Raw genomic sequence first — 17759 nt, forward strand, 5'->3', positions numbered from 1 at the left:
CCTGGTCTGTCAAGAGCTGAAACACCCAGGTTAATTCTCTGCAAGCCCTAAGGGCTGTCCCGCTTTTGCCTCACCTGCCCGAGGAGAACCGTTGTCCGTCACCGAGCCCGTCGACGCCGCCCCCGCAGCAGCCGCCGGCATAGCCGCCGACCCGCCCCGACCCGCGCCCGGCGCGACCCCGCCCCAGACCCCGCTGATCGCCCGCGCCGCCGCCGAACTCGTCGGCACCGCGGCGCTCGTGGCGGTGGTGGTCGGCTCCGGCATCCAGGCCACGGAGCTCACCCAGGACGTGGCTCTGCAGCTGCTGGCCAACTCCACGGCCACCGTCTTCGGCCTCGGCGTCCTGATCGCCCTCCTCGGCCCGGTGTCCGGTGCCCACTTCAACCCGGCCGTCACCCTGGCGGAGTGGTGGACCGCCCGCCGCGGGGGTGCCGGTGTCACTGCTCGCGAGCTGGCTGTGTACGTGCCCTCGCAGATCGTCGGCGCGATCGCGGGCGCCATCCTTGCGGACGCGATGTTCGGCGAACCGCTGGTGAAGTGGTCCACCCACGACCGTTCCGCCGGGAACCTCCTCCTCGGCGAGGTCGTCGCCACGGCCGGCCTGATCCTGCTGATCTTCGGCCTGGCCCGCACCGACCGCCTGCGCTTCGCACCCGTCGCCGTCGCCTCGTACATCGGCGCCGCCTACTGGTTCACCTCCTCCACCTCCTTCGCCAACCCGGCGGTCACCATCGGGCGCGCCTTCACCGACACCTTCGCGGGCATCGCGCCCGCCTCGGTCCCGGGCTTCATCGGCGCCCAGCTGGCCGGGGCGATCGTCGGCCTGGCCCTGGTGGCAGTCATCTTCATGCGGGGCAGGACCGCGACCACCGGAGCCCCTGCGGCATGACGCAGCGCACGGACGTGGTGGTGATCGGCGGCGGCCAAGCAGGGCTCGCCGCCGGGTACCACCTGCGCCGCCTGGACATCGAGTTCGTCGTCCTCGACGCCCGGGCGGCACCGGGCGGAGCCTGGCAGCACACCTGGGACCCGCTCGGCGACATCGTCGCCGTCCCGCCCGTACGCGCGGCCCGCGACGCCGGCCTCCTCACCGCCACGCCCATGTTCAGCAGCCTCACCTAGGACGGTGTCGCCTGGGCCGACGGAACGAGCGCACAGGCCGACGCGATCGTCTGGTGCACCGGCTTCCGCCCGGACCTGGCGCACTTCGCCTCGCTCCGCCTGCGCGGCACCCGAGGCCACATCGCCACGATCGGCACCCGCGCCGTGGCCGAACCGCGCCTGCACCTGCTCGACTACGGGAACTGGACCGGCCCCGCCTCCGCCACCCTCATCGGCGCCGGCCGCCCGGCGCGCGAAGCCGCCCGCGAGATTGCGGAACTACTCCGAGCCTGACCTGCAGGTCAACGTGCTTGCAAGGCAGTGCGGTCGGCACCAGCCGCGCGGCCTGCGTCGATGACGCGACCGAGGCCGCGTCAGGCTGGAGCCTTCGGTTGGGCGCCGCCGAGGCGGGCGCCCCCTACACGCCGGCTGCGCGGGTCAGGAGCTGGGCCATGGCCGCGAGGACCGTCGGCTCCACCCGGTAGTACACCCAGGTACCGCGCCGCTCGGAGGAGAGCAGTCCGGCTTGCTTGAGCTTCTTCAGGTGATGGGAGACGGTCGGCTGGGAGACGCCCACGTCGGAGATGTCGCAGACGCACGCCTCACCGCCCTCGTGCGAAGCCACCGCGGAGAAGAGCCGCAGGCGCACGGGATCGCCCAGAGCCTTGAACATCGCGGCCGTGCGCTCCGCCTCGTCCGCGGTCAGCGGGCGCTCGGTGAGCGGCGGGCAGCACGGCACGACGGCTTCCGGCTCCAGCAGCGGCAACACGTTCACATTCGACATGCGCCTATGTTGACACATATCGAACTAGTCGGCCAGGGGCGCCTCGCCCGACCCCGGGCAAGGGATTCGGCAACAGGTCGCACCGGCACTCCAGCCCCACGAACGCACGCCGGCCATGCGCAACGGAGCAGCCGTCCCGATGCAGCGGACGCCCGTGCGTGGCCGCCGGAGACGCCTCGGTCTGCGGGATACGGCAGGTCGGGGGTACCCCGATGGCCGGCACGATCGCGTCGGCCTCCAACGGGCGGCGGTCCGGCGCGACGGCGGCGACCGGCGACGTCGACGCGCCCCATTGAACGATCTACCGATTCGACGAATGTCTATGTTGACGCTCATCGAATCAAGTGTCATGCTGGCTGCGCAAGCCATCGACAGATGTCGAAACACCGAGGAGTCGACCGTGAACGCGCCTGCCAACACCGAGCTGCCCGTCGTTGTCATCGGAGCCGGCCCCATCGGCCTGGCCGCCGCCGCACACCTCGTCGACCAGGGCATCGAGCCCCTGGTCCTGGAGGCCGGACCGGTCGCCGGCAGCGCCGTGCGGGACTGGAGCCACGTACGGCTGTTCTCCACCTGGGGTGAGGTCGTCGACCCGGCCGCAGAGAAGCTCCTCGCGCCCACCGGCTGGGTGAAGCCGGAGGAGACCACCTACCCGACCGGCGGCGACTGGACCGAGCAGTACCTGCAGCCGCTGGCCGCCGTCCTGGGCGACCGCGTCCGCGTCGGCGCCCGCGTCACCGGCGTCTCCCGCCTCGGCCGCGACCGGGTCGTGGACGCCGAACGCGAGACCCAGCCCTTCACCGTTCACATCGCCCATGCCGACGGCAGCGAGGAACGGCTGACCGCCCGCGCCGTCATCGACGCCTCCGGCACCTGGTCCACCCCCAGCCCCATCGGCGGTGACGGCCTGCCCGCCTTCGGCGAGCGCTCCGCGGCCGACCGGATCTCGTACCGCGTCCCCGACCTGAAGGACCCCGCCGTCCGCGCCCGGTACACCGGCAAGCGCACCGCCGTCATCGGCTCCGGCGCCTCTTCCTTCACCGCGCTCGCCTACCTGGCCGACCTGGCCAAGGACGAGGCGGGCACGCACACCACCTGGATCCTGCGGCGCGGCATCAGCGGCTCCACCTTCGGGGGCGGCGAAGCCGACCAGCTCCCCGCCCGCGGCGCCCTCGGCCTGGCGGCCAAGGCCGCCGTCGACAACGGCTACGCCGACGCCGTCACCGGCTTCCGCACCACCGCCGTGGAGAAGTCGGGCGACCAGCTCGTCCTCGTCGCCGAGGACGGCCGCCACCTGGACCCGGTGGACGAGGTCATCGTCCTCACCGGCTTCCGCCCCGACCTCACCTTCCTCGACGAGCTCCGCCTCGGCCTCGACGAGCGCCTGCAGGCCCCGACCGCACTCGCCCCGCTGATCGACCCCAACCAGCACTCCTGCGGCACGGTCTACCCGCACGGAGTCAACGAGCTCTCCCACCCGGAGAAGGACGTCTACCTCGTCGGCATGAAGTCCTACGGCCGCGCCCCGACCTTCCTGGCCATGACCGGCTACGAGCAGGTCCGCTCCATCGCCGCCGCCCTCGCCGGCGACCGGGAAGCAGCCGAACGCGTCGAACTCACCCTCCCCGAGACCGGCGTCTGCGGCGGAGCGGGCCTCTTCGACGAGCCCGAAGCCGCCGAAGCGACCGGTGGCGGCTGCTGCGCGGCCCCCACCACCCTCACCATCGGCGCCCCCGCCTCTTCCGGCGGCTGCTGACCAGCGAAGTGACAAACCTTCACAGCGGCACGGCCGCGATCGGGACGGGAGCCCGGTCGCGACCGCGCGCCGCGCTGCCCGCCCTGTGCGCCACCCAGATCACCAGCTGGGGCATCGTCTACTACGCCTTCCCCGTCCTCCTGTCGCGCCTGACCGCCGACACCGGCTGGTCCGGCAACGCGGCAACGGGCGCGTTCTCCCTGGCCCTTCTCGTCTCCGGCGTGGTGGGGATACCGGTCGGCCGCATCCTCGACCAGCGCGGTCCCCGCGCTGTCATGACCGCCGGCTCGGTCATCGGCGTGCTCGCACTCCTGCTGATCGCGGCCGCCCCCAGCCTGCCCGTCTTCTTCCTGGGCTGGATGCTGGCGGGCATCGCCATGGCGGCCACCTTCTACCCGCCCGCCTTCGCCGCCCTCACCCGCTGGTGGGGCCCCGACCGCATCCGCGCCCTGACCATCGTCACCCTCGCCGGCGGACTGGCCTCCACCGTCTTCGCCCCGCTGACCGCCCTCCTGGCCGAACACCTCAGCTGGCGGCAGACGTACGCCGTCCTCGCCGTGATCCTCGCGGCCATCACCATCCCCGCACACGCCCTGGCGCTGCGCGCCCCGTGGCCTGCCGCCCCGCCCCAGCCACCCACAACGGACCGCACCCCGATCCCCCGAAGCCGCCCCTTCCTGCTCCTGGCCTCCGCCTTCACCCTCTCCAGCTTCGCCATGTACGCGGTGGTCATCGGCCTCATCCCGCTCCTCACCGAGCGCGGCGCCGGCCCGTCAACAGCCGCCTGGGCACTGGGACTCGGCGGGGCGGGACAAACCCTCGGCCGCACCCTGTACGCAAGCCTGTCGGCCCGCACATCGGTAACGGCCCGCACGGCCACCCTCATCGCCCTCGGCGGCGCCACCACAGCCGCCCTCGCCCTGATCCCAGGACCGATGCCCCTGCTGATCGTCCTCTCGGTCCTGGCGGGAATCGTCCGCGGCAACCTCACCCTCCTCCAGGCCACCGCCGTAACCGACCGCTGGGGCACCACCCACTACGGCCGCCTCTCCGGCCTCCTCGGCGCCCCCGCCCACATCGCCGCAGCCCTCGCCCCCTGGGCCGGCGCCGCCCTGGCCGGCCTCCTCGGCGGATACCCGGCTCTCTTCGCCGTCCTGGCAGCCCTCTCTGGAGCCTCGGTCCTCCTCGCCCTCGGCGGCGCGCCGAAGTCCATCGTGGAGCGCCCGGGGCGCACGCCATAGGCGCGCCGTCAGCGGGTCCGGCGCCCGGGAGGAACGAAACCCAGGATGACATCGAGGTCGAGACGTCTCGCTCGCCCGGCCGAACCACGAGGCCGGCACCAGGATGCCCTTGGCCGCCCGCTTGTGCTCCAAGACGCCGACGAGGGCGGACACCGACTCGAAAGGCACCGCCTCGGCAGTGCGCGTGGGGTCAGGTCCGCTGTGGTTTACGGCGTGGTGTCCGGGGCGCGGGCGGGTCGTCGGCGAAGAGGGCGAGGAGCCCCGCGATGTCGCGGCCCGCTTCGGCGGGGTGGCGGAACCGGGCCCCGGGGCTGATGCGGTAGTGGTTGCGTCGTCCTTCGCGTACCCGGGTGAGGTATCCGTCCTGCTCCAGGTCCGCGACGATCGCCTGGACGGTCCGCTCGGTGAGCACGCAGGTCTCGGCGACCTCCCGCAGGCGTACCTCGGGGTCGCGGGCGAGAGCGAGCAGGACACGGGCGTGGCTGGTCAGGAACGTCCACGACCCCTGGGGAAGGCCTCCGTCACCCATGCCCCCAGCTTGCACCCGTTTTGTACATACGTCCTGTTTTTCACGTATTTCTTGACGTATATCGGGTGGGTGCCGACGATGCTGGTGGAAGCAGAAACGGCTCCCGAACGTGTGGGGAGGCAGCGATGACCGCGATCGTGCAGGACGAGCGCGTCGACATTCCGGAAGCCGCCGGCCTGGAGGTCGCAGTGGCCCCAGGCCCGCAGCGGGGGACGGTCCAGGTCGTGGTGAGCGGCGAGATCGACTTCGACAATGCCGTGTTCCTCCGCGAGGCCCTGCTGGCCGCCCTCTTCTCCCACCGCGCCACCCTCCTCGTGGACCTGGAGCGGGTGACCTTCTGCGACTGCGCCGGCCTCAACACCCTCCTGACCGCCCGCCACGCGGCCCTGCAGGCCGGACGCAGCCTGCACATCACGGCCGCCGGCCGCCGGGTCGAGCGGCTCCTGAACCTCACCGACACCCGCTCCCTCCTCACCTGAAGGCGTGCGCTCGAAAGCAGGCGATCCCCATGACCGCGTCGGTCCCCCTCGCCCACAGCCACGAAGGCCGGATCCCGCGTGCGTCGTACATCGCGCCGTGCCCGCTCCCCTTGCCCGGCCGTCAGGCTGTGGTCCCCCGGCGTGGTCACCGGCCCGTCCGCGCGCAGCAACGCGCCGGTCAGCTCGAACAGCGTCCCCGCGCACGGGCAGGCATGCCTGGGGCTATCCGGGGGTGGCAGCGGGGTCGACGCCGGTCAGGGCGCAGCTCATGTCCCACAGCCGCGCCGCGACGGAGGGGTCGGCAAGGTGGCTCCACACCCGTTCACGTCGTGGCTCGCCCCGCAGGCCGAAGACGCGCGGTACCCACAGCTGGCCTCCACGCACAGCCGGGTCGAGCACCGCCCGGACCGCGGGCCACGCGCCGGCATGCTTGCCTTGGACGAGGAGGGCCGCAGGTGCCGCGCTCAGCCGGGCGCCGGTGGTTCGCACGTGAACCGGCGGCCGTGCCGGGGTGAGGGAGTCCAGCGCGCCGCCGGGATGGACCACCACGCTCGTCACCGTGCTGCCGGCAGCACCCAGGCGGCGGTCGAGTTCGACGCCGAAGTACATCTGTGCCAATTTGGAGCGTCCGTAGGTGCGCTTGGGCTGGTAGACCTTCCGGGACTGCAGGTCGTCGAGGTCGAGCCGCTCGGACTTTGCCGCGAAGCTGCCCATGGTCACGACGCGGGCCGTCGGCGCGGCCGACAGCAGCGGCATCAGCCACCGGGTCAAGGCGAAGTGCCCGAGGTGGTTCGTGCCGAACATGAGCTCGTGGCCGTCCTCGGTCTCCTTGCGCGGCGGGGCGTCGAGCGCGACTCCGGCGTTGTGAACCACCGCGTCGAGGCGTTCCGCCTCTACCGATTCCAGCGCTGTTTCGAGCGACGAGAGGTCGGCGAGGTCCAGCCGTACGGTCCGTACCCGTGCGCCGGGGACGCGTGCACGGATCGAGGCCGTGGCGGCTTCGGCCTTGGCGGGATTCCGGCTGCCGAGTACGACGGTGGCTCCGGTTGCGGACAGCTGCTCCGCGACGAAGTACCCGATGCCGGCGTTGCCGCCGGTAACCAGGAAGACGCTGCCATCGGCACGCGGCAGCCGTTGGACATTCCAAGGCGGGGTGGCGGATACGGACGACCTGGCCACGTGACTCCCTTGCTGGTGAAGGCGGCTGCGACTGCTCCGTCGGCAACTCGGCACCCACGGTTCCAGCGGCCACCGACACATCACCCATGGAGCACCGACAGCCCCGCCAGGCGGCCGACATCCCGCCTACAGGGTGCTGACCCGTCCGCCGGACTGCGACCATGGCGCCGGCACGTCGGCCGCCTGCATCCTGCGATCAGTGGTCTGACGGCTTGATCTGGGTGGCTGGAGTTCTATTGGTCTGCGCTCGGGACGGCCAAGGGGTCGCCTGGGGCGGCCTTCTTCGCCGCTCCCATCTGTTCGCCGAGCTCCGCGAGGCGGTTGCGGCCCATGGCCTTGCGGACCTCGGGGAACCACTCCTTCTCCTCTTCCTCGACGTGATGGCGGACGTTCTCCATCAGGACCGTCATCTTGGCGTCGAACCGCTCGTCAGTCGGATCGAGGTCCTTGAGTTCGGAGAGCATCCACAGGACGACGTGGTGCTCCTCGATGCTTTCGAGGACGTGGGCCTTGGTGTCGGGGGCCGCCTCGCGGGCGGCCGGGTAGAAGATCTTCTCCTCGATCCAGGTGTGCGTGGTGAGTTCCTCGATCACCTGGTCGGCGATCTTCCGCTTCGTGACGTGCGCGCCGTCGCCGGCCTTCTCGAACTGCTTGAAGAGCTTCTCCACCGTCTTGTGGTCTTCCTTGAGCAGCACGATCCCGTCCACCGGATCCCCTTCCGTCGTCCATCGGGCGAGCAGCCGACCGCCCTGACCCGTGTACCCGGCGGGGCGCACGTGACACCGTTCACCGGAGGGGATGCCTCGTACTGGCGACCGCCCCTACTCCGAACGCTGATGCCTATCCGGTCCTTCAGGGGAGCCCGGCCTCGCCCGAGGCCTGCACGCGGTGTGGACAGAAGCTTCCGCTCGTGGTGTGGGTGCTCCTCCGTTTACCGGGTAGGCGCGTCACGACAACAGCGTGCGCATCGTGAAGGGGAGACTCCGCATGAGCACGACAGAGCGGCAGATCCACAGCTCCGATGAATCCGTGAGTGTGCTGGTCTCGCGCGCCTCCCAGCAGATTTCGGGGCTGGTCCGCGAGGAGATGCAGCTGGCTCGCCTGGAAATGACCCAGAAGGGCAAACGCTTCGGCAAGGGCGGAGGCCTTTTCGGCGCGGCGGCCCTGATCGGAATCCTGGCAGCTCAGGCCCTGACAGCAGCCTGCATCGCGGCTCTCGCGTTGATAGTCCCGGTCTGGGCATCGGCGCTGATCGTCACGGCGGTGTTGGCGGTGCTTGCCGCAGCGACCGCCATGGCCGGGAAGAAGCAGATCGCAGAGGCCGGCGCACCCGTCCCGGGACAGACCATGGACAGCGTCAGGGCCGACCTGGCCGAGATCAAGGAGAAGGTGCACCGATGACCGACCGACCTCGAACGAATATCGGCACGCCCACCCCTGACGAGCTGCGCGAGCAGGTCGAGCACACCCGCGACGAACTCGGGCAGACCATCGAGGCGCTGGCATACAAGGCCGACATCAAGGCACAGGCGAAGGAGAAGACAGCCGCTGTGAGGGAACAGGCCGCCGAGAAGACGGCCGTGGTCGCCGACCAGATCCGCGTGCGGGCCCGGCACGCCGTGCAGCTGGTGAAGGACACGACACCCGATCCGGTGCTCGACAAGGCGTGCCGGGCCGCGAGGGTGGCACGAGCCAATCGCAAGCCGCTGCTCGTGGCCGGCGCTTCGCTGGCCCTCCTCCTCCTGCTGGTGCGGCGCAGCCGGGGACGACGATGAAAGCGTCGAAGGTGGCCTACAAGCCGGTCGGTCTGGCCTTGGGTGCCGTCAGTGGCTTGATCGCGGGGGCCGCGTTCAAGCAGGTCTGGAAGATCGTCGAAGGCGAGGACGACGCTCCCAGCGCCACGGACGAAGACCGCTCCTGGCGGCAGATCCTCATCGCGGCCGCCATCCAGGGCGCGATCTTCGCCGTGGTCAAGGCCGCGGTCGACCGCTCCGGCGCCGTGGCCACTCGTCGTATGACGGGCACCTGGCCGGGCTGACCCGCACGGCCACACGGCCTGAGGCATACGGCGCCGGGCTCCTGCACGGAGGCGCTTGCCCAGGAGGAGCTCGGGACCGCGGACGGACCCGCTGGCGAGACGGTGCGGGAACGGTTCACCGACCTCGTCCGCTCCCGCTACGACCTCAGGCTCGGCCGGGAGCTCGCGGCGGTCGGCGGGCGGCCGGGCGCGTTGCGGCTGACCCTGGACGACGGGTCGACGGTCGAGGCGGACATGCTGCTCGTCGCGGTGGGCCGAGTCCCGAACAGCGGCCGGCTCGGCCTCGAAGCGGCCGGCATCGCCACCCACGACGACGGCCGTGTGATCGTCGACGCACACCAGCGCACCACTGCGGAAGGCGTGTTCGCGCTCGGTGACATCTGCTCGCCGGTGCCCCTCAAGCACGTGGCCAACCGGGTTGCGGAGGTGGTCGCGCACAACCTCCGCAACCCGGACGACCTGATCGCCGCCGACCACGGGCTGGTGCCGGCGGCGGTCTTCACCCGCCCGCAGATCGCCTCCGTCGGCGCCACCGAACAGGAGTGCCGCGACAGAGGGCTGGACTACCGGGTGGGCATGGCCGGTTACGGCGACATCGCCTACGGCTGGGCGACGGAGGACACCACCGGCTTCTGCAAAGTGCTGGCCGAGCCCGGTACCGGGCGGCTCCTCGGCGCCCACCTGATGGGCGAGCAGGCCCCGACCCTCATCCAGCCCCTCGTCCTGGCGGCGACCCTCGGCATCGACGCCACGACCCTCACCAAGTCCCCGTACTGGATCCACCCCGCGCTCACCGAGGTCGTGGAGAACGCCCTCCTCGACCTCGGCCTGTGAGGAGGCGCCGTGACGGAGCCGGACCCCTTCACCGACGTGCTCGACGGCCCGGTGTACGTGGTCACGGCCGCGACCGGCGGCGAGCGGGACTCCGGTACCGGGAGCTGCGCGGCCTGGATCCCGGCCACCCGGCCTGAGGGCCGGGCAGGGCCCTCGACCAGGAAAGGGCATGCAGCAGCGGGTGTGCGCGGAGCGGCGTGCGATCGCCGTGCACGGGGCACGTTACAACCGGGCTGAAGTGGTAGGGCGCCCGATATGGTGCGAATCGGGTACACGATGATGACCGAGCAGGCCGGCCCCCGGGAACTGGTCGGCCACGTGGTGGCGGCGGAGCGGGCGGGGTTCGACTTCTCCGTCACCTCCGACCACTCCTCCCCCTGGCTCGATGCCCAAGGGCACGCGCCCTACGCGTGGAGCGTCCTGGGAGCCGCCGCGCAGGCCACCTCCCGGATCCCGCTCATGACGTACGTGACCTGCCCGACCTTCCGGTACCACCCTGCCGTGATCGCGCAGAAGGCGGCCACGATGCAACTCCTGTCCCAAGGGCGGTTCCGGCTGGGCCTGGGCTCGGGAGAGAACCTCAACGAGCACATCGTCGGCGCGGGCTGGCCCGCCGCCCGCGTCCGCCTGGACATGCTTCGAGGAAGCCTTGGGGATCATCCGCTCTCTGTTCGCCGGCGGGTACGTCAGCCACCACGGCAACCACTTCGACGTCGACAACGCCAGACTCTGGGACCTCCCCGACGATCCGCCCCCGATCGGGATCGCCGTCTCCGGAGACCGCTCCTGCGAGATCGCGGGCCGCTACTGCGACCTGCTCATCGCCACCGAGCCGAGGCAGGAGCTGCTGACCGCGGACCTCCGCGCTGGGGGCCGCTCCCTCCGCCCCTACGGGGCCGACGGGACCAGACGCAGACGCGCCTCCGCTGCCAGCACGGCCTCGTACAGGGTGGCTCTGCCCATGAGGACGCACAGGGTGTAGCCGGCGTCGTCCATGGCCCGCTGGGCCGCGGGGTCGTCGGGCGCGGCAGCGAGGCGGGCCTGGCAGCCGCGCAGTCCTGTCAGGGCCTCCTGGGTCCTGGCCCGGGCCGGAGTGAGCACGCATCCCGGCCCCACACCCGGCACGGGGGTACGTCCGGCATCCACGGCCCGGCACAGGGCTCGCTCGATGTGCGCAGGAACGGGTGTGCCGCCGGTCCCGGCCACCATGGCGGCCGCCAGTGCGTCGGGAGTGGTGCGGGCGAGGTGGGCGGCGGCCTCTAGGATCCGATGCGCGTCGCGGGCCGTGCACGGCGTCGCGGCCATCAGCATCCCTACCGCCCGCGCGGTCGGTGGAGTGCCGAGACGAGACCCGCCGGAGGAATCGACTGCGGCGGGCTGGAGCGGGGGCGGACTTCCGGCTGAAGGCATACGGAACCCTTTAATCCAAGGCGGGAGAGCGCGCAGACACGCGTATGGAAGGTATTCCCACGGTCATGCTGGCCGTAAGCACGGTGTGCCGCCCTTTCATACCGGCGTGCACCCGCCGACGCCGTCCCCGTCGTGTGTCGAGGTACCCGTCACCCGCATCACTTCCACCCCGTCGATGCGGGAAGCGGAGCGCCCGGCCTCCTCCGCCGTGCGCTGACGCTGCCCGTAGAGCCGCTGGCCCGCCTTCCTGGCCACCTCCCGCGTCCACCCTGGTCGGGTCTCCGCAGGGGCCTCGCTTGACTGGTGGTCGGCACGACAGGTAGGGAGAGGCTGTTCATCGCGCAAGGTGTGAAACGGGGGACATATGAAGCCGCTCGAAACGGGTGATCCCACCTCGCTCGGCGAGGGCCGCTACCGGCTGGTGGGACGGCTCGGCCAGGGGGGCATGGGCGTGGTCTACCTGGGCCGCTCCCGGTCCGGCCGTGCGGTCGCCGTCAAGGTCGTACGTCCCGAGCTGAGCACCGAGCCCGGGTTCAGGCGCAGGTTCGCCGACGAGGTCGCGGCCGCGCGGCGGGTCGGCGGCTTCCACACCGCGCCGGTGGTCGACGCCGACCCGGACGGGGAGCCGGCCTGGCTGGTGACGGCCTTCGTGCCCGGTCCCACCCTGCAAGCGGTACTGGCGCGGGTCGGATCGCTGCCCCTGGACACGCTCACCGTGCTGGCCGCCGGCCTGGCCGAGGCACTGGAGGCGATCCACCGAGCGGGGGTCATCCACCGCGATCTCAAGCCCGCGAACATCATCGTCGCGGAGGACGGGCCGCGTGTCATCGATTTCGGCATCGCGCGCGCCCTGGACGGAACGTCCCTGACACAGACCGGCCTGCAGGTCGGCACGCCGGGATTCCTGGCACCCGAGCAGCTCACCGGCGGTGGCGTGCTCACCCCCGCGGTCGACATGTTCGCTCTGGGGGTGGTGCTCACCCAGGCGGCGGGCGGCGCCCCCTTCGGCGACGGCCCGTCCGCGGCCAGGCACTTCAAGGTGGTCTACGAGGAGCCGGACCTGACCGCGGTGCCCGGTGAACTCCGCGAAGCCATCGGCGCCTGCCTGTCCAAGGACCCGGCGGCACGGCCCACCCCGGCCGCCTTCCTCGCCACTCTCACCGTCCGCCACCCGGACGGTGGCTCCTGGCTGCCGGAGGCGGCGACGCAACTGCTCCCGCCCCCGGAGCCGGCGGTGCGCCCCACCACGCCGGACAGCCCGCCGGACAGCCCCTCGGACACCGCGCAGGACCTCCCGGTACCGGACGCCGCCCCGCCCGCCGTCGCGGAGCCCCGTACGCAGCAGTCGCGCACCGTGACCGGCCCCGTGGCGCAGCCCTCCCCCGCCCCCGCGCAGGTACCGCAGGCGGTTTCGGGGATGCCGCGGCGTCGCCGCGCGGTGGTGGCGGCGTTGCTCGTCATGTCACTCGCAGCCGTCGGCCTCTTCGTGTGGCAGCCCTGGAAGGACTCCGCCAAGGACAACTCCAAGCCCCGCGCCGCCACGCCCACCCGATCCGCCCCCGCCCCTGCCCCGTTCCCGGCCGATCCCCTGCTGATCCGGCAGGACACCGCCCCGGGCTGGCCCGGCACGTGCCACGGCGTCATCGCCCGCCGGGACGCCGCCACGGAGGAGCCCGTGCAGCTCATCGCCGGGGGCGCAGGCGCATGCGACACCCTGCCCCAGTGGTCCCCCGACCGCAGGTCGTTCGCGTTCACCCGCAGCACCTCCGAGGGCACGGCCGTCTGGACGGCCAACGCCGATGGTTCGAACGCGCGGCGGATCACCTCCATCGCAGGCGGCAGGGTGTCCTGGTCTCCGGACGGCAGCCGGCTGGCCGTGCTGCGCATGAAGGACGGCGTACAGCAGCTGTTCGTGGTCGGCGTCGCCGACGGCGCGGCCCGCCAGCTCACCTCCGGCGGGGGCCAGGTCGAGGATCCCGCGTGGTCGCCGGACGGCAAGAGCATCGCGGTCTGCCTGCAGACGGGGCCCGAGAACTGGCAGATCCACGTGGTCGACCCCGCCGACCCGAACCGCGCCCCACAACAGGTGACCCGGCTGCCCCATCCGGCACTCGACCCGGTGTGGTCACCCGACGGCGCGACGTTCGCCTACACGGCGGGGACGTACGGCACGGGCACTCAGGGCGACATCCGCCTCGTGGACGCCGATGGCAGTGACGATCGTGAACTGGTCGCCACGAGCGCTCATGAGATGGACCCCGCCTGGTCCGCCGACGGCACCTGGGTGGCCTACGTCCGCGGCCCGTACGAGAAGCCCGCGATCTGGGCCGTGCGCGCGGACAAGACCGGCGAGCGTGAGCTCACCACCGGCGCCGCCACCGAGGGGCATCCCGCCTGGCGCTGAATCTCGTCGGTGGCGGAGGACCGGGGGGGTGACCGGGTAGCGGAGGCCGGGTGGCGGAGGCCGGGTGGCGGAGGCCGGGTGGCGGAGGCCGGGTGGCGGACGCCGGGTGGCGGACGCCGGCGGGAAGTGTCCGGATCGTGCCTGGATTCGCATGGTTCACGACTGGCAAATGCTTGCCACGGCGGGGACTTGCCACCCTGTGGCCTTCACGCCGGCGCTGCTCGGTCGATAGACCCGTGGCATGTCCTCCTCCTCTCAGTCCTCCGCCTTCCGGCGCAGGCGCCGGCAGCTGATCGCGGCCGCTGCCGCGGTGCCTCTGCTGGCGTCGGGGCCCGCGGTTCTGCAAGCACCCGCACTGGCCGCTCCGAGCAAACCCACCGCTCCCGCCGGGCCGTCGGCGACCCACAAGGTCACCCTGGTCACCGGCGACGTCGTCACGGTCACCACGATGGCCGACGGCAAGCAGACCGCCGAGGTCGACCGGCCGGACAGCGCCGTCGGCGGCGTGAAGATCCAGCAGATCAAGGGAGACCTGTTCGTCCTCCCGGACGAGGCCGTGCCGTTGCTGGGCACGGACAGGCTGGACCGGCGGCTGTTCAACGTCACCGACCTGATCGAGATGGGCTACGACGACGCGAAGTCCGCCGCGGTCCCGCTGATCGCGACGTATGCGCGGACGAGGTCCGGCGCGGCCGTCGAGCCGACGGCCCCCCGGGGCAGCCGGCTGACCCGCAACCTCAAGGACATCGGCGGTGCCGTCCTCAGCACCGAGAAGGGGCAGGCCCGTACCTTCTGGAATTCCGTCGCGCCGCAGGGCAGCGCGACGTTGGACGCCGGTATGGCGAAGCTGTGGCTCGACGGCAGGGTGAAGGCCAACCTCAACGAGAGCGTGCCGTTGATCGGTGCCCCCACGGCCTGGGCGGCGGGCTACACCGGCAAGGGCGTCAAGGTCGCGGTGCTCGACACCGGCATCGACGTCAACCACCCCGACTTCGCCGGCCTGATCGACGGCACCGCCAGCTTCGTACCCGGTGAGGCCGTCACCGACGTCAACGGGCACGGCACGCACGTGGCCGGCACGATCGTCGGCTCGGGCGCCGCCTCCGGAGGCGCCAACAAGGGCGTCGCTCCCGGTGCCGACCTGTACGTCGGCAAGGTGCTCGGAGGCGCGGAGGGCTACGGCCAGGACTCCTGGATCATGGCCGGCATGCAGTGGGCCGCCGAGTCCGGTGCGGACGTCGTCAACATGAGTCTCGGCGACTCCTACCCGACGGACGGCAGCGACCCGATGTCGCAGACGGTCGACGCGCTCTCCGCGCAGTACGGCACGCTGTTCGTGATAGCCGCCGGCAACTCGGGACCGGAGAGCATCTCCGCCCCGGGCGCGGCCGCCTCGGCGCTGACCGTGGCCGCCACGGACAAGCAGGACCGGCTCGCGAGCTTCTCCAGCACCGGCCCGCTGGCCCGCTCCGGCGGCATGAAGCCGGACATCGCGGCGCCCGGCGTGGACATCACCGCGGCCCGCTCGTCCCAGATGACCGACGGCGGACAGGGCTCCTATCGCACCATCAGCGGCACTTCGATGGCCACCCCGCACGTGGTCGGCGCGGCGGCGATCCTGGCCCAGCAGCACCCGGACTGGACCGGCGCACAGCTCAAGGAACACCTGATGAGTACGGCGAAGGGCCTGGACGGCGGGTACTCGCCGTACGAGGTCGGTACCGGCCGTCTCGACGTGGCCGCTGCCGTGCACACCACGGTCCGCGGCACCGGATCGCTCTTCTTCGGCAACTACACCTGGCCGCACGAGCCGAGTGACATCGCCGTCACGAAGGCCCTGACCTTCACCAACACCGGCTCCGCCGACGTCACGCTGAACCTTGCGCTGACCGGCGGCGGGCCGTTCACGCTGGGAGCCACCAAGGTGACCGTCCCGGCGGGCGGCAGCGCCGCCGTCCCGGTGACCGGTGACCCGGGAGCCGCCCCGGCGGGCCGGCACGTCGGCTACGTGAGCGCCACGGACGCGGCCACCGGGCAGCCGGTGACCCGTACCTCCGTGGCACTTCTCAAGGAGGAGGAGCGCTACGACCTGAACATCAGACTGGTGGGGAGGGACGGCAAGCCGGCCGCCGGCTGGGTCGGAATCAACCTGGCGGGCGACGTCTGGCCGTGGACGGTCTACGTCGACGGATCGACCACCATGCGCATGGCACCGGGCACGTACACCGTCGCGGGATACCTCGACGTGGCCGGCGAGAAGGCGGACCGTTCCGGTCTGGCCGTGCTCGTCGACCCGGAGACGGTGCTCAGGGGCGGCTCCGCCGACGTGGTGCTGGACGCGAGCAGGGCACACCTGCTGCAGACCGAGGCGCCGGAGCGTACCGAGGACCGCCAGCGCAAGGTCGACTTCAACGTCCACTACAAGGGCCTCGACCCGTACCTGGACTACCGCAGCGCGTACGTGCTGCCGCCGGCGTACGACGACGTCTACGTCGCGCCGACGGAGGCGATGGAGCAGGGCGAGTTCATGCTGATCACCCGTTGGCGCAAGGGTGAGCCGCAGCTCGGCCTCAGCACCCCGGGCGATCGGCTCCGGCTCGACGCGCTCGTGCAGGCGGGCAGCGCCCTGGGCACCGCCACGGACAGGCTGGACGTCGTCCACGCGGGCAACGGCGCCGCGGCCGCGTACGAGAAGGTCAAAGCCAGGGGCAGGGTGGTCGTCGTCGACCGCAGCGACGAGGTCGCGCCGCAGGAGCGCGCCCAGGCCGCGGCCGCGGCCGGCGCGAAGGCGCTGATCGTGGTCAACGACGGCGTCGGGGCTTTGATGGAGTACGTCGGAGAGTCGGCCATCCCGGTCGCGTCCGTGCACCGCGACGCGGGCAGGGCCCTTGTCTCGATGGCCAGGAGCGGCCACGGCAAGCTGACCGTCAAGCAGACCGAGTACACGCCGTTCGTCTACGACCTGACCCGGGACTACCCCGGCCGGGTGCCGGACCGGGCCCTGGTCTACAAGCCGAGCAAGGGTGACCTCGCCCGGATCGACGCCCGCTACTACGCTGCGGCAGGGGGCCGGCAGGCGGAAGGCTACCGTTCCGACTTCACCCTCAGCCCGTCCTTCAACATGCCCGAGCTCGAGTGGCACCCGGGCACCCGCACCGAGTGGGTGACTCCGGGCCAGGTCTGGAGGGAGTTCCACACGCAGGGCGTCGACGGACCGCTGCCGTGGTCGATGGTGTCGGGCGACAACACCTATGCCAAGGGCGGCAACACCCGGCTGGACTGGTTCGCTCCGGCGACCCGGCCCGGCCAGAGCGAGTCCTTCGGCGTGTACAACTCGCGCTGGCAGAACTACATGACGTGGAACGTCCAGGCGTGGGCCTCCGCAAGCGACACCATGCGGCTGGGCGGCTACCTGCCGTGGGGTGAGACACCGTCCCACCTGCAGGTCTTCCAAGGCAGCACGCTGATCCACGACAACCCGGTCAGCGGCGACATGCAGTGGCAGGAGGTACCGGCGGGCAACCTGCCCTACCGCGCCGTCCTCGACGCGGAGCGGCCCGGTGACGTCTTCCGGCTGTCGACGCGCACCCACACCGAGTGGACCTTCATGTCCGACACCGTCGACTCGGACTCCTTCGAGCCGTTCTCGGTGCTGAACCTGGACTACACGCTGGAGTCGGACCTGCACGGCGACCTCAAGGCCGGTGCGAAACAGCAGATCGCCCTCAAGCCGGTGTCCATGGACCGCGGCACCGTGCCCGGCACCGTGTCCACGGTGACGCTGGACGTCTCGCACGACGACGGCGCCACCTGGCAGAAGGTGACCCTGGCCAAGGGCGCCGGCGGCTCCTGGACGGGTTCGTTCACGACGGCCGAGAAGCCCGGCGGCTTCGTCTCCCTGCGCGCGAGCGCCGCGACGGACAGAGGCTTCGGCGTCAGGAACGAGATCATCCGGGCGTACGGCCTTCGATGAACCGCACCATGGGGCCCCGGGGAGGCGACTC

16 protein-coding genes and 2 pseudogenes are annotated in these 17759 nt (G+C 71.7%); 12 read left to right on the plus strand and 6 right to left on the minus strand.

Annotated features, from left to right (window positions below; translation table 11 throughout):
- Positions 1-91 precede the first annotated feature (91 nt).
- Both ACFY04_RS38070 and ACFY04_RS38075 read left to right on the plus strand, forming a co-directional pair.
- Positions 92-889: an aquaporin gene (locus ACFY04_RS38070; RefSeq protein ID WP_389124498.1), complete on the plus strand. Its 798-nt coding sequence runs from the start codon at positions 92-94 to the stop codon at positions 887-889.
- Positions 886-1395, plus strand: a pseudogene (locus tag ACFY04_RS38075) (NAD(P)-binding protein). Before ACFY04_RS38070 ends, ACFY04_RS38075 begins: the two are co-directional and overlap by 4 nt.
- Before the next feature lie 124 nt (positions 1396-1519).
- Here the strand turns inward: ACFY04_RS38075 and ACFY04_RS38080 are convergent.
- The gene (locus ACFY04_RS38080; protein WP_389124501.1) at positions 1520-1885 is read right to left on the minus strand and encodes an ArsR/SmtB family transcription factor; all 366 of its coding nucleotides are present in this window, start codon (positions 1883-1885) and stop codon (positions 1520-1522) included.
- Between the two features lie 400 nt (positions 1886-2285).
- On the opposite strand from ACFY04_RS38080, the gene ACFY04_RS38085 reads away from it, so the two are divergent.
- Both ACFY04_RS38085 and ACFY04_RS38090 read left to right on the plus strand, forming a co-directional pair.
- A complete protein-coding gene (locus tag ACFY04_RS38085) occupies positions 2286-3641 on the plus strand; it encodes an NAD(P)-binding domain-containing protein (RefSeq protein ID WP_389124504.1) in 1356 nt (451 codons plus the stop codon).
- An 8-nt stretch (positions 3642-3649) separates the two neighbouring features.
- Complete coding sequence (locus ACFY04_RS38090; RefSeq protein ID WP_389124507.1) at positions 3650-4882, plus strand: MFS transporter; 1233 nt, start codon at positions 3650-3652, stop codon at positions 4880-4882.
- Positions 4883-5072: 190 nt separating this feature from the next.
- Here the strand turns inward: ACFY04_RS38090 and ACFY04_RS38095 are convergent, their stop codons facing one another.
- Complete coding sequence (locus ACFY04_RS38095; protein WP_389124510.1) at positions 5073-5411, minus strand: helix-turn-helix transcriptional regulator; 339 nt, start codon at positions 5409-5411, stop codon at positions 5073-5075.
- Between the two features lie 125 nt (positions 5412-5536).
- On the opposite strand from ACFY04_RS38095, the gene ACFY04_RS38100 reads away from it, so the two are divergent.
- Positions 5537-5890: an STAS domain-containing protein gene (locus ACFY04_RS38100; protein ID WP_389124512.1), complete on the plus strand. Its 354-nt coding sequence runs from the start codon at positions 5537-5539 to the stop codon at positions 5888-5890.
- 222 nt (positions 5891-6112) lie between these two features.
- Here the strand turns inward: ACFY04_RS38100 and ACFY04_RS38105 are convergent, their stop codons facing one another.
- Together ACFY04_RS38105 and ACFY04_RS38110 are read right to left on the minus strand one after the other, a co-directional pair.
- The gene (locus ACFY04_RS38105) at positions 6113-7069 is read right to left on the minus strand and encodes an SDR family NAD(P)-dependent oxidoreductase (RefSeq protein WP_389124514.1); all 957 of its coding nucleotides are present in this window, start codon (positions 7067-7069) and stop codon (positions 6113-6115) included.
- 233 nt (positions 7070-7302) lie between these two features.
- Positions 7303-7776 (minus strand): hemerythrin domain-containing protein, encoded by a 474-nt coding sequence (locus ACFY04_RS38110; protein ID WP_389124516.1) that lies wholly within the window; start codon positions 7774-7776, stop codon positions 7303-7305.
- 280 nt (positions 7777-8056) lie between these two features.
- Here ACFY04_RS38110 and ACFY04_RS38115 point away from each other — a divergent pair, with 280 nt between their 5' ends.
- The 5 genes and pseudogenes from ACFY04_RS38115 to ACFY04_RS38135 all read left to right on the plus strand — a co-directional run.
- Entirely contained in the window at positions 8057-8470 is a 414-nt protein-coding gene (locus ACFY04_RS38115; protein WP_389124519.1) for a phage holin family protein, read from the plus strand.
- Complete coding sequence (locus tag ACFY04_RS38120; protein WP_389124522.1) at positions 8467-8844, plus strand: DUF3618 domain-containing protein; 378 nt, start codon at positions 8467-8469, stop codon at positions 8842-8844. The genes ACFY04_RS38115 and ACFY04_RS38120 overlap by 4 nt, the downstream gene beginning before the upstream one ends.
- Positions 8841-9107, plus strand: a complete 267-nt coding sequence (locus ACFY04_RS38125) for a DUF4235 domain-containing protein (RefSeq protein WP_328786435.1) — start codon at positions 8841-8843, stop codon at positions 9105-9107. Before ACFY04_RS38120 ends, ACFY04_RS38125 begins: the two co-directional genes overlap by 4 nt.
- A 102-nt stretch (positions 9108-9209) precedes the next feature.
- The gene (locus ACFY04_RS38130; protein ID WP_389124524.1) at positions 9210-9941 is read left to right on the plus strand and encodes an FAD-dependent oxidoreductase; all 732 of its coding nucleotides are present in this window, start codon (positions 9210-9212) and stop codon (positions 9939-9941) included.
- Between the two features lie 255 nt (positions 9942-10196).
- A pseudogene (locus ACFY04_RS38135) lies at positions 10197-10815 on the plus strand (TIGR03557 family F420-dependent LLM class oxidoreductase); the annotation flags it as partial.
- Positions 10816-10829: 14 nt separating this feature from the next.
- On the opposite strand, the gene ACFY04_RS38140 reads toward ACFY04_RS38135, so the two are convergent.
- Together ACFY04_RS38140 and ACFY04_RS38145 are read right to left on the minus strand one after the other, a co-directional pair.
- Positions 10830-11246: a DUF5133 domain-containing protein gene (locus ACFY04_RS38140; protein WP_389124527.1), complete on the minus strand. Its 417-nt coding sequence runs from the start codon at positions 11244-11246 to the stop codon at positions 10830-10832.
- 201 nt (positions 11247-11447) lie between these two features.
- Positions 11448-11606: a hypothetical protein gene (locus ACFY04_RS38145; protein WP_389124529.1), complete on the minus strand. Its 159-nt coding sequence runs from the start codon at positions 11604-11606 to the stop codon at positions 11448-11450.
- Positions 11607-11715: 109 nt separating this feature from the next.
- Here ACFY04_RS38145 and ACFY04_RS38150 point away from each other — a divergent pair, with 109 nt between their 5' ends.
- Together ACFY04_RS38150 and ACFY04_RS38155 are read left to right on the plus strand one after the other, a co-directional pair.
- A complete protein-coding gene (locus ACFY04_RS38150) occupies positions 11716-13755 on the plus strand; it encodes a protein kinase (RefSeq protein WP_389124532.1) in 2040 nt (679 codons plus the stop codon).
- Between the two features lie 241 nt (positions 13756-13996).
- Complete coding sequence (locus ACFY04_RS38155; RefSeq protein WP_389124535.1) at positions 13997-17728, plus strand: S8 family serine peptidase; 3732 nt, start codon at positions 13997-13999, stop codon at positions 17726-17728.
- The last annotated feature ends 31 nt before the right edge of the window (positions 17729-17759 follow it).

This window comes from Streptomyces sp. NPDC001549 (assembly GCF_042894025.1).
In the GTDB taxonomy this organism is placed as follows: Bacteria; Actinomycetota; Actinomycetes; order Streptomycetales; family Streptomycetaceae; genus Streptomyces; species Streptomyces kutzneri.